General features: G+C 60.6%; 15 protein-coding genes. 6 read left to right on the forward strand and 9 right to left on the reverse strand.

Going from position 1 to position 15489, the window contains the following annotated elements; all coding sequences use genetic code 11:
* The first annotated feature begins 207 nt into the window (after positions 1-207).
* The 5 genes from J3489_RS04090 (at position 208) to J3489_RS04110 (ending at position 4957) form a co-directional block, all read left to right on the forward strand.
* A complete protein-coding gene (locus J3489_RS04090) occupies positions 208-1515 on the forward strand; it encodes an MFS transporter (protein ID WP_206996418.1) in 1308 nt (435 codons plus the stop codon).
* 644 nt (positions 1516-2159) lie between these two features.
* Positions 2160-2717 carry a c-type cytochrome gene (locus J3489_RS04095; protein ID WP_206996419.1) on the forward strand — a complete coding sequence of 186 codons (558 nt, stop codon included), beginning with the start codon at positions 2160-2162 and terminating at the stop codon, positions 2715-2717.
* 161 nt (positions 2718-2878) lie between these two features.
* Positions 2879-3502, forward strand: a complete 624-nt coding sequence (locus J3489_RS04100; RefSeq protein ID WP_206996420.1) for a cytochrome b/b6 domain-containing protein — start codon at positions 2879-2881, stop codon at positions 3500-3502.
* 2 nt (positions 3503-3504) lie between these two features.
* On the forward strand, positions 3505-4296 hold the full coding sequence (locus tag J3489_RS04105) for a molybdopterin-dependent oxidoreductase (protein ID WP_206996421.1): 792 nt from the start codon (positions 3505-3507) through the stop codon (positions 4294-4296).
* A 46-nt stretch (positions 4297-4342) separates the two neighbouring features.
* A complete protein-coding gene (locus tag J3489_RS04110) occupies positions 4343-4957 on the forward strand; it encodes a hypothetical protein (protein ID WP_206996422.1) in 615 nt (204 codons plus the stop codon).
* A gap of 67 nt (positions 4958-5024) precedes the next feature.
* Here the strand turns inward: J3489_RS04110 and J3489_RS04115 are convergent, their stop codons facing one another.
* From J3489_RS04115 to J3489_RS04135, 5 genes are all read right to left on the reverse strand, one after another.
* Complete coding sequence (locus tag J3489_RS04115) at positions 5025-6176, reverse strand: porin (protein WP_206996423.1); 1152 nt, start codon at positions 6174-6176, stop codon at positions 5025-5027.
* 209 nt (positions 6177-6385) lie between these two features.
* On the reverse strand, positions 6386-8614 hold the full coding sequence (locus J3489_RS04120; protein WP_206996424.1) for a xanthine dehydrogenase family protein molybdopterin-binding subunit: 2229 nt from the start codon (positions 8612-8614) through the stop codon (positions 6386-6388).
* Positions 8611-9075: a (2Fe-2S)-binding protein gene (locus J3489_RS04125; protein WP_206996425.1), complete on the reverse strand. Its 465-nt coding sequence runs from the start codon at positions 9073-9075 to the stop codon at positions 8611-8613. The genes J3489_RS04120 and J3489_RS04125 overlap by 4 nt, the downstream gene beginning before the upstream one ends.
* Before the next feature lie 141 nt (positions 9076-9216).
* On the reverse strand, positions 9217-10701 hold the full coding sequence (locus J3489_RS04130) for an MFS transporter (protein ID WP_309491325.1): 1485 nt from the start codon (positions 10699-10701) through the stop codon (positions 9217-9219).
* A gap of 81 nt (positions 10702-10782) precedes the next feature.
* Positions 10783-11754, reverse strand: coding sequence for an amidohydrolase family protein (locus tag J3489_RS04135; RefSeq protein ID WP_206996426.1), 972 nt, complete (start codon positions 11752-11754; stop codon positions 10783-10785).
* A 168-nt stretch (positions 11755-11922) separates the two neighbouring features.
* Here J3489_RS04135 and J3489_RS04140 point away from each other — a divergent pair, with 168 nt between their 5' ends.
* A complete protein-coding gene (locus tag J3489_RS04140; protein ID WP_206996427.1) occupies positions 11923-12381 on the forward strand; it encodes a MarR family winged helix-turn-helix transcriptional regulator in 459 nt (152 codons plus the stop codon).
* A 65-nt stretch (positions 12382-12446) separates the two neighbouring features.
* Here the strand turns inward: J3489_RS04140 and J3489_RS04145 are convergent, their stop codons facing one another.
* The 4 genes from J3489_RS04145 to J3489_RS04160 form a co-directional block, all read right to left on the reverse strand.
* Positions 12447-12878, reverse strand: a complete 432-nt coding sequence (locus J3489_RS04145; protein ID WP_206996428.1) for a cupin domain-containing protein — start codon at positions 12876-12878, stop codon at positions 12447-12449.
* A gap of 210 nt (positions 12879-13088) precedes the next feature.
* A complete protein-coding gene (locus J3489_RS04150) occupies positions 13089-13469 on the reverse strand; it encodes a BON domain-containing protein (RefSeq protein WP_206996429.1) in 381 nt (126 codons plus the stop codon).
* A 152-nt stretch (positions 13470-13621) separates the two neighbouring features.
* Positions 13622-13924, reverse strand: coding sequence for a Dabb family protein (locus J3489_RS04155; RefSeq protein WP_206996430.1), 303 nt, complete (start codon positions 13922-13924; stop codon positions 13622-13624).
* 326 nt (positions 13925-14250) lie between these two features.
* Positions 14251-15402, reverse strand: coding sequence for a porin (locus J3489_RS04160; protein WP_206996431.1), 1152 nt, complete (start codon positions 15400-15402; stop codon positions 14251-14253).
* Positions 15403-15489: the final 87 nt, after the last annotated feature.

A 15489-nucleotide genomic window follows, 5' to 3' on the forward strand; every position in this document is an offset into this window, starting at 1 on the left:
CGCCCTTGACGATCAAAAACAGTATCCGTTGGTTTCTTTAGTCGATAAGACTTTTATCGATCGACTCGCGCCCTCTTCGCGGGCCGGACACAAAAATATTTAAAATTTGAAGCAACCGGCCGCCGCTTTCTCATGCGCCTGTCGCACGCCATACTGCGGTCGCCAGCCACTGCAGCCGACAACATCAAGGCGGGCCAGGAGACAGTCATGTTCGTCCGCACCTCCGCCGCCCCCGCGCTTGAATCGAATCACGCCGATTCGCTTTTCAGGCGCGTCGCATGGCGATTCATGCCGCTGCTGTTCGTCGGCTACGTGATTGCGTATCTCGATCGCGTGAACGTGGGTTTCGCGAAACTGCAGATGGTCAACAGCCTGCACTTCAGCGAAGCTGCGTATGGACTCGGCGCAGGGCTCTTCTTCGTCGGCTACTTCTTTTTTGAGGTGCCGAGCAACCTGCTGCTGCATCGACTCGGCGCACGGCGCTGGATTGCGCGCATCATGGCGACGTGGGGGGCGCTGTCGATCGCGACCGCGTTCGTGCACACGCCGATGATGTTCTACGTCATGCGCACCCTTCTCGGCATTGCGGAGGCGGGCTTCTTCCCCGGCATGGTCCTTTACCTGACCTACTGGTTTCCTTCTCACCGCCGCGGCAAGATGGTCGCACTGCTGATGGCCGGCAATCCGGTGTCCGGTCTCTTCGGCGGCCCGCTCTCCGGCTACATCATGCATGTGATGCACCACACCTGGGGAATGGCCGGCTGGCAATGGCTTTTCATCATCGAGGCATTGCCCGCAATCGTGCTTGGGGTCGTGGTCTTCTTCTATCTCGACGACCGCGTTGCCGACGCACCATGGCTCGGCTCCGATGAAAAGCGCACGATCCAGAACGAGATCGATGCGGATGCCTCGACGCACACGCACGGCTCGGTGCGGAGGGTGTTCACCTCGATGCGCGTCTGGCTGCTGTGCCTGATCCTGTTCGGCATCGTGATGGGCTCGTACGCGATCGGCTTCTGGCAGCCGACGATCATCCGCGGCACCGGCATCCGCGATCCGTTCATGATCGGCCTGCTGACGATGATCCCGTACTCGGCGGCCCTCGTGGCGATGATTGCGGCTGGCCGCAGCGCCGACCGCACGCGCGAGCGGCGGCTGCATGTCGCCGTGCCGGCGGTCGTGGCCGCGCTCGGGTTCACGATCTGCGCGTTCAACGGCGACCACGCGCTGCTTTCGATGATCGGGCTCACGCTCGCAGCCGGCGGCGTCGTGACCGCGTTGCCGATGTTCTGGTCGCTGCCCACTGCGTTCCTCGGGGGCACGGGTGCGGCAGCGGGTATCGCACTGATCAACTGCACAGGCAATCTCGCCGGGTTCGTCAGTCCGGCCGTTATCGGGTGGCTAAAGACGGTCACGCATACTTTGACGTCGGGGCTGCTCGTCGTCGCAGCTTCGCTGACGCTATCTGCTGCTTTGATCATCGCGCTGATTCCCGGGCGGTTGGTGAACAAGTGATGTCGATCCCGCCGCTCTGACTTGCCCTATCCGTTCCTCCCTCCGTTTCTCGCCCGCGCCGCACCCTTCTTCGAATCACTCGCTTGTGACCAACTGGTTTCGCCATGCAGCGTTTGAGGCAGACAACCTGAGCGCCTGCAATTCCTTGTCGACGATGATGCGGCTCATTGCTGAAGATCCGGTCGTTACCGGTCGATGACAAATCTGTAATCAACGGGCAAGCGTGCCGTCAGCCGCCCGATCGAATAATGAACGCACGGTCTCAACGTTAACAAGCCACGCTCCAGTGCGGTCTATCGAGTCGACCGCGATACCTGCCGCGATGGTGGACGGAGCGCGAAAGTCAACCTTGACCGCATCACCGTTCACGCCCCACGTAAAAAGCACCGGTGTCGCCGGGCGTTCTTGCCGCAGACCATGGGCTTCTAACGAATACCCGGATTTTCATGAAAGCCCCATTTCGCCTTGCCATCGTTCTCGTCGCGCTTGCCGCCGGCGGTTGCGCGAATACTCCTCCGATTCGATCTGGAACAGGGACTGAATCTAACGCCGACGGACGAACGTCGTCCTGGACGCCCTACCCGTGCCAGTACCTGCACGTAAAGGTGAACTGCACGGCCTGAAACCACCACAGGTGATCAAACATGAGCGTAGCCAAAGACTCCTCTTTTCTTGTCCGTCATTCCACGCTGAGCGTTTTCGCTACAGCCGTTGTCGCGGTCGTGGCGGCGGGATTCGGCTTCATCTATTCGGGGCTGTACGATGTGTCCGCCGCATCCGGACACAACCCGCTTGTCGCCTGGGTGCTGCATAAGACCTACCTGCAGTCGCTGCACCGCCACGCGGCCGCTATCCAGGTCCCGGCCGACCTGATGACCCTCGCCCACGTCGAAGCCGGCGCGCGTCTCTACCGGAGTACCTGCGTGGCGTGTCACGGCGCACCGGGACAACCGCTGAGCCCGATTGGCCAGGGCATTCTTCCGATCGCGCCGGAATTGCTGAGCGCAACACGCCGCAACAATCCTCAGATGATGTTTTGGGTCATCAAAAACGGCGTAAAAATGACCGCGATGCCTGCGTTCGGCAAGACGCAAGACGACCAGACGATCTGGGACTTGACGGCGTTCCTCTACAAAGGCCGCGGCATCTCCGCTCAAGACTTCGAAAAGCTAAGCGCAGCCAAATCGAACTCCCGGCCGTAGGCGTTGGGGACTTCAGGTGCTGCGCGGCCACAACGCCGCTCATGCATTCGGAGCGTCGGCCTCTCGTAAGAAAAATTATTTGTCGTGCAGTGGAATAGCTGCTCGCCGGTGATGTTTACCCATAAGGACACAGCCTGGTCGCGGCCGACCGGCAGTCCGACATGGGCAACCTCATCAATCACGAGATCGCTTTGAGCCACGCATCGAATCAACCCGCCTGGGTCCGCATCACACACTGGATTAACGCGCTCGCTGTCGTACTGATGGTGACAAGCGGCTGGCAGATCTATGACGCCTCGCCGCTCTTTCCAGCTTTACAGTTTCCTTCCGCTATCACATTGGGCGGCTGGCTCGGCGGCGCCTTGCAATGGCATTTCGCGATAATGTGGATGCTGGTTGTGAATTTCCTCGTCTATGTCGGGCTGAATATCGCTTCGGGACGTCTGCGCCGAAAACTGCTGCCGATCAGCTTCAAGTCGCTGGCAACCGATCTCGTCGCCGCCCTGCGCGGCACGCTCGGGCATGAGGACCTCACACGCTATAACGCCGTACAGAAGTTCGCCTATCTCGTCGTCATCGTCGATATCGCGCTCGTGGTCCTGTCGGGACTGGCGATATGGAAGTCGGTGCAGTTCCCGCTGCTGCGCACGCTGATGGGCGGGTACGACAATGCACGCGTCGTGCATTTTGCTGCAATGAGCGTGCTGGTGGCGTTCTTCGTCGTGCACGTCGTCATGGTCGCACTGGTGCCGCGCTCACTGCTTCTGATGATTCGTGGACGGTAACCATGACTTTTCGAAAAAGGGCTGGGAAGCCCGATACGTTTCTTTCGTCTCACGCTGAATCCATCATCAAGGATGCGCGCAACGAACTGAAAAATCCGGCGCGCCGGATGCTCGGCAAGCGAGTTCTCACGCTCGGCGGCATTGCGATGCTGTCAGGCTGCGATTTGTCCAATGACAAGTCGGTCAACACCATGCTGCGCAGAATGTCGTTCTTCAACGACGACGTGCAAGCCCTGCTGTTCAATCCGAACGAGATGGCCCCGACCTATCCGGAGTCGATGATCACGCGGCCGTTTCCCTTCAACGCGTTTTACGGCATCGACGATGTGCCCGAAGTCGACGCCGCTGCCTACCGGCTCCAGGTGGGCGGCCTCGCGAACGGCAAACGTGTCTGGACGCTCGACGAGCTGCGCGCAATGCCGCAGGAAAGCCAGATCACGCGTCATATCTGCATCGAAGGATGGAGTGCGATCGGCCGATGGGGCGGCGTGCGCTTCTCCAATTTCCTGAAGCATTCGGGCGCCGACATCACGGCGAAGTACGTGTCGCTGCACTGCGCGGACAACTACTGGACCAGTATCGACATGCCCACTGCGCTGCATGCACAGACGCTGCTGACGCTGACCTACGACGGCCAGGTGCTGCCGCCGAAATACGGCTTCCCGATGAAGCTGCGCATGCCGACCAAGCTCGGCTACAAGAATCCGAAGCATATCGTCGCAATCAGTGTGACGAACGAATACCCCGGTGGTTACTGGGAGAACCAGGGCTACAACTGGTTCGGCGGGTCCTGATGTGCATTGGTCCACTCGAAGCTCAACCATCCTTTACGGAGCATCCATGTCTATTCGCATGAAACTTGGCGTCACCCTCGCCGCGCTGACTTTTGCCGGTGTCGCGCTCGCTCAGGCGCCCGCTGCCAAACCGGCGCGCATCCGCGGCGATATCGTCTCGCTCGACGGCGACGTCCTGAAGGTGCATCGCCGTAGCGGCGACACGGTCTCGATCGAGCTTAAACCGACCATTGCCGTATCGGCGGTCAAGGCCATGCAGCTTTCGGACATCAAGCCGGGCTCCTTCGTCGGCACGGCCGCAACGACGGGCACTGACGGAAAGTTGACGGCCACCGAAGTGGTCGTCTTCCCGGAATCCGCGCGCGGCACGGGTGAAGGTCACTACGCTTGGGACCTCGGTCCGAACAGCACGATGACGAATGCGAACGTCGACACGGTTGTGCAGGGTACCAGCGGCCGGAATCTGAAGCTGTCGTACAAAGGCGGGAGCAATGAGGTGACCGTCCCGCCCAACGTACCGATCGTGACTTTCACGCCGGCCGCACGCACCGACCTGACTCCGGGCAAGCAGGTGTTCGTGGTCGCGACGGCCGCATCGCAGGGTGCGTTTGTCGCGCAGCGCGTGGTGGTCGAAAAGGATGGAGTCGCGCCGCCGATGTAAGCAGTTAGCGTGTGGATGGCCTGATCGGGCTTCGGCAGCGCAGCGACATCGAGCGGCCACGGGCCATTTAGAAGAGGTGGCGAATCCCCACCATCGCTCCGGTTTGATCCACGCCTGGCAATGGCGTCGAAGCGGGCGGGACCGTGCCGCCGTCAATCGAGAACGCTGCGTTGCGCTGGTTGAACACACGCCCTGCAGTGACGTACACCGAGGTGCGCTTGGACAAGAAGTACATCGCGCGCGCTGCGATCACGGAGCCTCCCGAGGCGCTACCGCTCACGGTTATATGGCCGAACTGGGCGTCAAGAGCAATGTCCGGACGGGGCAAATAGCGTCCACCGATCCACCAGTAGTTGCTGGTCGCGTCGAAAACGGTCGGCGTCTGCTCTCCGTGATTGATTCGGTGTTGGAATCCCGCGCCGAAAGTCGCATTGGCAATCTTCACGTAGCCATTGACGAGGGCGCGCGTATCGGTTTGCGAGCTGAGGGGCAGGGGCGAGCCGGCGCCGCCCCCACCGTAGTTGCGATCGATGGCCGCCGCTACGCCCCATTTCCCCGCATCATATTTCAGCATGGCGGACATTGACTTGCAGGCCCGCCAGTCGGTCGGCGATTGGCCGGCGCACCCTCCGGCCGCCGCGCTATCCACCGCGTCACGGCCGAACGAATACATCGCGCTCGCGGTCAGCCCCGATGACGTGAAGGTATAGACAATCGAGTTGTCAACTCGCGGCTGGGTCAGGTAGGGATCCAGATCGGCGGCGGCATAGAGATTCGGCGCCAACGTGTCGCCCGTTAATACCGCCCAAAAGATTTGCGAATATTGCCGCCCGAGCGTCAAGGCCCCCCACCGTCCCGAAAGCCCGACATAGGCCTGCCTGCCAAACAAGCGGCCTCCTTGATTCAGCGTGCCCTGTGACGGCGCAAAGCCCGACTCCAAGACAAAAACGGCGCTAAGACCGCCACCCAGATCCTCTTTGCCACGGAGGCCCCAAAGTGATGGCAGCGAGGCCGTCAGCGTCGGCATGCGTACTGCGCTCGACTTCCGAGGTCCGATGTTCGTCACATATTCAACGCCGGTATCGATGACCCCATACAGCGTGACAGCGCTCTGCGCATGCGATGCGCTCGACGCACATGCTGCAAGCAACGAGAGCGCCCACCAAAACACCTGGCGCCATGAGTGGCCGCCTCTGGCCCGATTCAACCGTGAACTCATTATTCATCTCCAATGTTGTTGAAATTTACTTAGTTATACTTATTTAAATAATCCACACGTCGGGCCGCACGAGGACGAGGACGGGGACGATGACGAGGTCGCGCTCATAGACGGCGCGAAGCGCGGAATCCGGGGACCACGAGCACGCCAACCGTGCATCTTTCACTCAAACGGATGCAACTCACCCCCTGACCGGGGGCGAGCACCCGTCAGACGAGACGCTCGAGAACCTTGTCCGGCACCATAGGCAGATCGCGCATGCGGGCACCGCTTGCATGCGCTACCGCGTTCGCCAGCGCGGCCGCCGTCGGGCCGAGCGAGCATTCGCCTGCGCCAAGGGAAGCCGCATCGGGAGGGGCCAGCAGCACGACGTCGATCGGCGGCACCTCGGCGAAGGTCAGGATTGGGTAGTCCTGCCAACTACGCGTCGTGATTTCGGTGCGACTGAACATGACGCGTTCCTTGAGCGCCCAGCTCAGTGCCTGGACGATGCCGCCCTCGATCTGGTTCTTCACGCCGTCAGGATTGATCACGCGACCCACGTCAATGGCAGCGTTCACTTTTGTCACACTGACCACGCCCGTGGAGCGGTCGACGTGCACGTCGACGACGATCGCCGCGTACGCCCCAATGTTTTTGTAGCGTGCATAGGCGAAGCCGCGTCCGCGCTGCCCGTCGCCCTTCAACCCGGCCTGCCATCCGGAGCGGCCTGCCGCCTCCCGCACCACGGCAATCGCGCGCGGATCACTGAGGTGCGCCAGGCGGAACGCGACCGGATCGGCATTCGCCGCGAGCGCAAGCTCGTCCATGAACGACTCGATCGCAAATACGTTCCCGTAAGCGCCCAACGTGCGGAGCGAGCTCGTGCGAATGGGTGCGTCCAGCAGCAGATGGTTCGTCACTCTCTTGCGCGCCAGATCGTAGAGCGGCACCGCATTGCGGTCGCCATTGCCGTATGGCTGTGGAATCGGTACGGGCGCCGACGGTCGAAAGGGCTTGGCGAGATGCCAGGCGGCCAGCAGATTCACACCACCGGGTTGGCCCGGCCGCATTGCGTGCGAATTGCTCCACACCTCATAGTGCCAGTCGACAATGCGGCCTTCCTTGGAGAGGGCCGCCTTCGCCCGCATCACCATTGCCGGACTGATCGGCGCCCATGCGAATTCGTCATCGCGCATCCATTGAACCTTGACCGGCCGTCCCGCCACTTCGCGAGCAAGCAGCGCCGCGTCCAGCGCCACATCGTCGGCGCCATTGTGGCCGTAGCACCCCGCACCCGGCACGTGCACCACGTCGACCGCGTTCATGGGCATTTCGAGCACCACGGCGAGATTGCCCCGCAGCGGAAACGCGCCCTGCGTGTGAGACCAGACGGTCATGTGCCCGTCCTGGAGCAGCGCCACGGAACACGAAGGTCCAATTGACGCGTGTGAAAGGTAGGGGCGAGAGTAGGTAGCCTCCAGTTGCGTCGCGCTATCGGGCGCGGGCGTATCCTGTCCCGATTCGCCAACCACGGCATCTTCGCTTCGCCAGTGTTGCAATGCCCGCTGGAGATGGTTCACGTCCGGCAACGCGACATGATCCGCGCTCCACTGTGCCGACCCCTGCAACGCACGGCGCGCAGCGATCGCTTGCTCTTCGCGCTCGGCGACGACACCGAGGAAGTTGCCATTGCGAACCACGGCGACTACACCCGCGAGCGCCCTGACAGATGCGTCGTCGAGCGAAACCAGCTGCGCGCCAACCCTCGGAGGCCGCACGATACGGCCGAACAGCATGCCCGGCAGACGCATATCCTGAACGAATGCCGCGCCGCCGGTGAACTTTGCCGGAAAATCAATGCGCGGCACCGACTTGCCGACCAGCTTGTATTCCGACGGACGCTTTGGCGTGACGTCCGCCGTCACCTCGCGCGCGAGGAGTTCCCGTTCGTCCCTTGCGATCTCCGCGTACGTCATGCGGCGGCCGTCGGCGGTCAGCACGGCACCGTTCTCGACGCGAAGATCCGCCGCCGAAACGTGGAATCGCCGGCCCGCCGCGCCAAGCAGGACCGCCCGCGCTTGGGCTGCGGCAGCGCGTATCGCCGCCCCGCCTTGCTCGACCGATTGGCTGCCGAAGGTGTAGTTCTCGTTCGGGCTGCGGGCCGTATCCGCGGAAATCATGCGCACGCGAACCCAATCCACATCGAGCTCGTCCGCAGCGATCTGCAAGAGCGCGGTGAGAATACCCTGCCCCAGCTCGGCCTTTCCCGTAAAGATCGTGAACGTGCCCGCCTCGTCGACTCGAATCCAACCGTCAAGCCTGCGATTGGCACGAAGATCAACCGGGAGGTCGGGCTCGGCCCACGCAAACGCCGAGAATGGCGCAAGCGAGAAAGTCGCGACGACCGCCCCTGCCAGCTTGCCGAACGCGCGTCGAGAAAGTCTGACGGTGTTCATCCGCGCAACTCCTGCGCTGCGCGCTGAATCGCACGGACGATTCGGTTGTGCGCGCCGCACCGGCATTTCTGGCCGGCCAACTCGCGTCGTATGGTCGCCGGGTCCGGATCGGGAATTCGCTCCAGCAGGGCTTTTGCGGTCATCAACATCCCGCTCGAGCAATAGCCGCACTGTGCGGCCTGCTCAGCGAGGAAGGCCTTCTGCAACGCATGAAGCCGTTCGCCGTGGCCCAAGCCTTCGATAGTGGTCACCTGAGCCGCACCTACCGCGCCAACCGGAAAAACGCAGGAGCGCGTCACATCGTTGCCGACCATAACCGTGCATGCGCCGCACTGCGCTTCGCCGCAGCCGAACTTTGGACCGTTCAACTGGAGATCGTTGCGCAGCACGTAGAGCAGTGGCGTATCAGCTGCCACGGCCAGAAGGTGCCGCTTGCCATTCACCGCGATCGAAATGTCCATGTCATCTTCCTTGACGTCCCATGCCTGGTGCCATGTCTTCGTGGATCAGCCCGACGCAGAAACCGCCGTCACGAATTCTATTTTATATTCGTAGTACTAATTTAAATATCGAAAGATTCTCACTGAATCTGTCGCAACCCGCTAACACTCGACGCAATCGGTCCGATTGCTCCCCGAAACCTGGCTGAGGAAAAGAAGCATCAGACACGATGCCAATGCGGGCACGGCGGCCGCGACGAACAACGCGGTGTTCGACCACTGCAGCTTGATCAATTGTCCGGCCACTACAGGACCGATAATTGAACCCGCTCGGCCAATTCCCAGGCTCCAGCCAACCCCGGTGGCCCACAACGAGGTTGGATAGCGTGTCGCGGTCAACGCGTTGACCGCCGGCTGCCCACCCACAATGCAGATCCCGCTTATCAGCACGACGGCATAGCGCAATCCCGTCGATAGATCAGGGAGACCGACGGACGCCACCGCAAATGTCGCCACCAAAAAGCTGAGCGCCAAGACACGATAGAAGCCGAAGCGGTCCATCAACGGGCCCATCAGCAGCGCACCCGCGGTACCGCCGATCTGCAATGAGGTACCGATGAGCACAGCCGTCGACACACCGTGGCCGACTCGCAAGGAAAGCATCGGAAGCCAGTTCGACAGGAAAAAGAGATCGAGCAGGTTCGCGAAGTTGATGCCCCATAGCAACAACGTAGTCGTGCCGCGGCCATGTCGAAAGAGCTCGCCAACGGAGGCCTTCGCGTGCGTCTGGCCGTGAACGGCAAAGCGGGTCCCCGGCCCGATTTGGACGTTCGGCGCGATTCGCCCAAGCCACTGAGCAATCCTTTCCGGGCTACGCTGTTTGACCACCAGCAGCTGGAGCGATTCGGGCAGATACCTGGCCATCGCGACGGCGATGACCAGCGGCAATATGCCCCCAACGAGGAACACCGACCTCCAGCCCATCGACGGGAGCAGGGTTGCGCAGAGAAGCCCTCCGGCGATTGCCCCACCCGTGAAGCCACACGAGACCCATGTCATCAGCGACGCCCGATATTTCTGCGGACTGTACTCGCTGACCAGCGCGATAGCGTTACCCATCACGCCGCCGATACCGAAACCGGTCAGGAATCGAATGACAAGAAATTCCGGCACGCTCTGAACCAGGGCGGTACCGAGCATGCATAGCCCATAGAAGACCGTCGCTCCGACCAACACCGGCCGGCGCCCCGCGCGATCGGCCATGGCGCCGAAAACGATGGACCCCGCGAGCATCCCCAGCAAGCCGGCGCCGAAAACGGGGCCGAGCTCGGCTGGGCTGATGCCCCACGCCCGGACAATCGCAGGCGCGACAAAACCCATCGTCTGCACATCGAATCCATCCATCACCACCGAGCAACCGATCATTACCATGATCCATTTCTGGAAGGTGCTCAGTGGCTGGCTATCGATCAGCGCGCCAATGTCGACGATCGAAGAATGTGCCTCTTGCACTCGCTGCGCAGTACCGGGGGTCAATTTCGCACCTTTTAAAAATGGATAAGCGGGCAGGTCTCGTTCATTGATGACGGGACCAAGATGGAAATCGCCCTTGAAAGGATCGCCAACCGATAGCGCCTTGGTTTCCACCCGCCGCTATAGATTTTGTTACGCCACACGTCTGCTGGCGCCAACTCGGTCACGGACATCCGATTTCTCCGGTTTCTCGCATCATTCAAGACTGAACAGGCGTCGTGCGTTTTCCCGTCCGATCTTCACGCGATCGGTTTCGCTGATCGGGCACGTGTCGAACCACTGGGACGCCTCGTCATGCGTTTCAAACGGGTAGTCGACCGAATACATGATTCGCTCACTGCCGACCTCCAGCATCGTGGACAGCAGCGTCTGCGTTCTGAAATTCCCGCTCGTCGTCACGTAGACGTTCTCCCTGAGATATTCGCCCACGCTGCGCTTGCACGGCAGCCCTCGCGGCGCCTTTCGGAGAATGTGGTCAACACGCCAGATGTTGAACGGAATGCCCTCGCCGAGATGGCCAAGAATCATCTGCAACCCGGGATTGCGGTCGAAGAGACCTGACGTCATCAGTCTCAGCGCGTGAATACTCGTTTCAACCGCGAACGCCCAGGTCGCTGCGGTCAGCCACGGAAAACCGTCGTAGATCGGTTCACGGGACGGCAACGGATCCCGCGGATGCATATAGAAAGGCTTGCCGAGCGCCGCCGCGCTCGCCCAGAAATCGGCGTACTGCGAGGCATCGTAATACACGACATTTTCCGCATCGCCCACCTGGGAAAAGCCATTCACCATGAAGCCATGGAATCCTAACTCCTTCACACTGCGCTCGAGCTCACGTGCCGCGGCTTCGGGGTCCTGCATCGGCAACGCGGCAAATCCACCCAGGCGAGACGGATGACGGGCAACATGTTCGGCGAGGACATCGTTGGCCCGCCTCGCGACATCAATCGCTTCTTTGATGTCCGGAATACCCTGGATGCCAGGCGAGTTGAGCGACAAGATTGAATACTCGGTTCCGCCCTGCTCCATCCGCTCGAGTCGCTGCTGCTCGATGTCCATCAGATTCGACTTCATCATCTCCCAAACATGGGGAGGTGCATAACCTTTCGATTGCTCGATAGTCAGGTCGATCGCAAAGTGCTCTTCAAGCGCAATCTTGTTTCTCATCAATCTGCTCCGGTTCAGCGTATGACGCGTTGCTCACGTCAGGAAAGGGGCGGGCTATCCGAGTTTGCCCAGCTGGCATTTATTTGATTTTTCAATTATTTTCGAGGTGAAGTATAGTTGATTTTTCAAATATCAGAACTCGCGTAAACCCTCAACCCACCGACGACCATGAAGACACCCAAGCGACCGCAAGAACTCGAACAGGCGATTCCCTTCCTGTTGACGCGCGCCGGAAGCAGGATGGGAAACGCTTTCGCAAAGGCACTGAAACCGTTCGACCTGAACCTCAGCGAGTGGCGAGTCTGCGCCTCGCTGCTGTACGTGCCTCATCAGACCTTGTCTGAACTATCTGTGCATGCGACGGCGGATATTTCCGCACTGTCCAGGATCATTGACCGTCTTGAGAGTCAAGAGCTGGTCAAGCGCGAGAGGAGCGCGACGGATGGACGGTCAATCAGGATTGCCCTGACGAGAAAGGGGGAGGAACTTGCTCTGCGCATCGTCCCCGTCGCAAAGCGACATGAGTCGGTGGTCCTTTCCGGTTTCACGGCAAACGACGTTCAGGCACTTCGCGCCATGCTGCTCAAGTTGTACGAGAACGCGGGGGCGCTTGACGACTTGCCTTAGCAGGCGGTGCGACGACGGACACCGCTACCGGAGACGCCGTGCCGTTCTCGGTCGACAGCTGAGTTTCAAGGGGCGTTTTCCAAACCAGAAAGCGACCCGGCTCGCTTCGGCTTCCCGTCGACGAGTATGACCGCGATTCGTGCAGGAACGGTACCTCGGTTGACCCACGCGTGATGGGTCCCGCGCTGCACAACGACGTCTCCCTGCCTAATCGCGACGGATTCGCCATCCAGCAGCAACTCGAGTTCACCTGCGAGACAAATCACGTAGTCGATCGAGTCGGTGCGATGAAGACTATGCGGTTGGTTTCCTGGTTCGAACTCCACCACACTGAAGCGCGTTCCTTGCTCCGGCGGCGAGACCCCGAGATTCTGCTCGCCGGCATCACGGGCGCCCATGAAATCCGCCGGCGTTTCATTCGTCGCCCATATCAACGTTGCAGCGGTTTTCTCGGACGGATATTTGCAGTTCGATGCATTGCCGTCACGCCATACCATCTCTTATCCATGTCCATGACGCAATGGTCCGGGTCGAACCATATATCACGTCGCGGCAGCAGCGTGGTGCTACCGCGACGCACTTCCTGAATCCCTTCCCCGACCGTGCGAATTGATACGCCCGGAAGATCCATCACTGCGTCAAAGAACACAGGGTGGATGAAATGCGCGTGAATATCGACTTTCATTTCAAAGTAAAGCTGGAACCCGTCAAAGCTGCGGTCGCAGCACTATTTTGCTGGTGACCGACTTGACGCCCGGCACCTTGCCGGCGGCTTCCGTTGCAATGTGTTCCTGGTCTTGGTTATCGATAAAACCGCCCAGAATCACGTCACCCGTTCGCGAGTTCGCAAAAACCGCGATGTCCGCACCTGCCAAGCCCTTCGTCTTGTTCAACGCCTGGTGCACTTTCTTCGCAAACAAGCGGTTCGCGGCGCGCTCGGCTTTCTTCGAGACGCCAGGCTGAGACGCTTCACTAGCCACTGTGGCGCCGTTTTGCGCAGCCGCGTTGGACGCCGGTTCTTGAGCAAGAGCAACCGTTGACAGCCATCCCGCTAACGCCCACAACACCGCTTTATATGTCGTTCTCATTGGCTCACCATGGTGTTTCAAAGGTTAAGGTCGTTCGGCGCACGCACCGGATCATCTTTCAGTGCACACGGCCGACTCCGATGTCGTACACGCCCCGTCGCCGGGGCCCCATCGTCTACTGCTAAAGATGCAAACCACAAACCGAGGCGTGCTCAGCCGGCAACGTAGTCAACCTGGTGACGTGCCTCTCGCATGCCGGAAAGGGCCGCGCGAACCCGAAGGTGTTCCGGGTGGTTCGCATACGCGTCGAGGGCAGCGCGTGATTCGAAATCCGCCACCAGGACGACGTCGCACGCGTAGTCGGCCTCGCTGACATCGAGCCCCACATCGAGCCCCAACAAGCCGGGAATCAGGCCTCGAAGACGCTCGAACTCCTTTTTGACGCACATGGCCGTTTCACGACGCTCGCTTGCTGTTTGGCCCGCAACACGCCACATCACGATGTGCCTGATCATTGCTCTGCCTCATGAAGTGGATTCAAAACGAAGTCGTAGTCGAGGGAGGAGTATTCCGTTTCCGGGTCGTCGCGCGTCCCGTTTCCTGCGCGTCGAATCCAATCTGCAGTCAGGCTCGACCTCACCCCGAACCATGTTTTGCACGGCTTCACCTCCGCCAGCACGCCATCGCTTTATATTTTCCGACCGCCAAATTTTATCGTTTACGATAGATGCCTGAGCCACGAAGAAAAATGCGCTCATGGAAAAAGTGATTTCCGCTCGGTGGAAGAATGGACTAAAAGCCTTCCAGGCCATGCGCCTGGCACGGGTTCATGTCGTGCCGTTTAGAACTGGTGGCGAATACCCACCATTGCACCGGTTTGATTCGCACCGGGCAATGGCGTCGAAGCGGGTGGGATCACGCCGCCGTCAATCGTGAACGCCCCGTTGCGCTGGTTGAACACACGCCCTGCGGTGACGTACACCGAGGAACGCTTGGACAACCAGTAACTCGCGCGTGCTGCGATCAAGGAGGCTCCCGCGGAGCTACCGCCGTTCACGGATATATGGCCGAACTGGGCGTCAAGGGCGATTTCCGGAGTGGGCCAATAGGTCCCGCCAATCCACCAATAATTGCTGGTCGCGTCGAATAGGGTCGGCGTCTGCTCCCCGTGATTGATTCGATGAAGGAACCCCGCACCGATAGTCGAGGCGCCAAACTTCACATAGCCGTCGAAGACGGCACGGGTATCGGTTTGCGAACTGCTGGGCAGAGGCGAGCCGGGCCCGCCACCGCCGTAGTTGCGGTCGATGGCGGTCGCTACGCCCCACGTCGCGGCCTCATACTTCACCATGGCGGACATCGCCTTGCAGGCCCGCCAGTCCGTCGGCGATTGGCCGGCGCAACCTCCGGCGACCGGATCATCCACCGCGTCACGCCCGAGCGAATACGTCACGCCCACGGTCAGCCCTGATGACGTGAAGCTATAGGCGATCGCGTTGTCGACTCGCGGTTGGGCCAGGTATGGGTCCAGATCGCCGGCGGCGTAGATATTCGGCCCCATCGTGTCGCCCGGTAACGCCCAGAAGATCTGCGAATATTGCCGGCCGACGGATAACGTCCCCCACCGTCCCGAAAGCCCGACATAGGCCTGCCTGCCAAACAAACGACCACCTTGATTCAGCGTGCCCTGTGCCGGGGCGAAACCCGACTCCAATACAAAAACCGTGCTAAGACCACCACCCAGGTCCTCCTTGCCACGGAAGCCCCACCTTGAAGGGATGGATCCCGTGAGCGACGGCATGCGGACTACGCTGGCGTTCTTCGGACCGACGTTTGTCACATACTCGACACCGGTATCGATGATCCCATACAGGGTGACGGAGCTCTGCGCCTGCGATGCGCTCGACGCACATGCCGCAAGCGACGAGAGCCCCCAACAAACCACCCGACGCCGTGCGAAACCACCCCTGGACCGATTCAACCGTACGCCCATTCTCCTGTCTCCATTTTGGTTATTACCTTCCACAGAAGATAAGTATTAAATATCTTCCACGTCAAACGAATTGAGTTCAGGAGTTAC

It is taken from the genome of Trinickia mobilis, from assembly GCF_017315705.1.
Lineage (GTDB): Bacteria > Pseudomonadota > Gammaproteobacteria > Burkholderiales > Burkholderiaceae > Trinickia_A > Trinickia_A mobilis.

Bases quoted from the DNA above. Each gene is read 5' to 3' on its own strand.
- J3489_RS04090 (WP_206996418.1), top strand. From the start codon at position 208: ATGTTCGTCCGCACCTCCGCCGCCCCCGCGCTTGAATCGAATCACGCC.
- J3489_RS04095 (WP_206996419.1), top strand. From the start codon at position 2,160: ATGAGCGTAGCCAAAGACTCCTCTTTTCTTGTCCGTCATTCCACGCTG.
- J3489_RS04100 (WP_206996420.1), top strand. From the start codon at position 2,879: ATGGGCAACCTCATCAATCACGAGATCGCTTTGAGCCACGCATCGAAT.
- J3489_RS04105 (WP_206996421.1), top strand. From the start codon at position 3,505: ATGACTTTTCGAAAAAGGGCTGGGAAGCCCGATACGTTTCTTTCGTCT.
- J3489_RS04110 (WP_206996422.1), top strand. From the start codon at position 4,343: ATGTCTATTCGCATGAAACTTGGCGTCACCCTCGCCGCGCTGACTTTT.
- J3489_RS04115 (WP_206996423.1), bottom strand. From the start codon at position 6,176: ATGAGTTCACGGTTGAATCGGGCCAGAGGCGGCCACTCATGGCGCCAG.
- J3489_RS04120 (WP_206996424.1), bottom strand. From the start codon at position 8,614: ATGAACACCGTCAGACTTTCTCGACGCGCGTTCGGCAAGCTGGCAGGG.
- J3489_RS04125 (WP_206996425.1), bottom strand. From the start codon at position 9,075: ATGGACATTTCGATCGCGGTGAATGGCAAGCGGCACCTTCTGGCCGTG.
- J3489_RS04135 (WP_206996426.1), bottom strand. From the start codon at position 11,754: ATGAGAAACAAGATTGCGCTTGAAGAGCACTTTGCGATCGACCTGACT.
- J3489_RS04140 (WP_206996427.1), top strand. From the start codon at position 11,923: ATGAAGACACCCAAGCGACCGCAAGAACTCGAACAGGCGATTCCCTTC.
- J3489_RS04145 (WP_206996428.1), bottom strand. From the start codon at position 12,878: ATGGTATGGCGTGACGGCAATGCATCGAACTGCAAATATCCGTCCGAG.
- J3489_RS04150 (WP_206996429.1), bottom strand. From the start codon at position 13,469: ATGAGAACGACATATAAAGCGGTGTTGTGGGCGTTAGCGGGATGGCTG.
- J3489_RS04155 (WP_206996430.1), bottom strand. From the start codon at position 13,924: ATGATCAGGCACATCGTGATGTGGCGTGTTGCGGGCCAAACAGCAAGC.
- J3489_RS04160 (WP_206996431.1), bottom strand. From the start codon at position 15,402: ATGGGCGTACGGTTGAATCGGTCCAGGGGTGGTTTCGCACGGCGTCGG.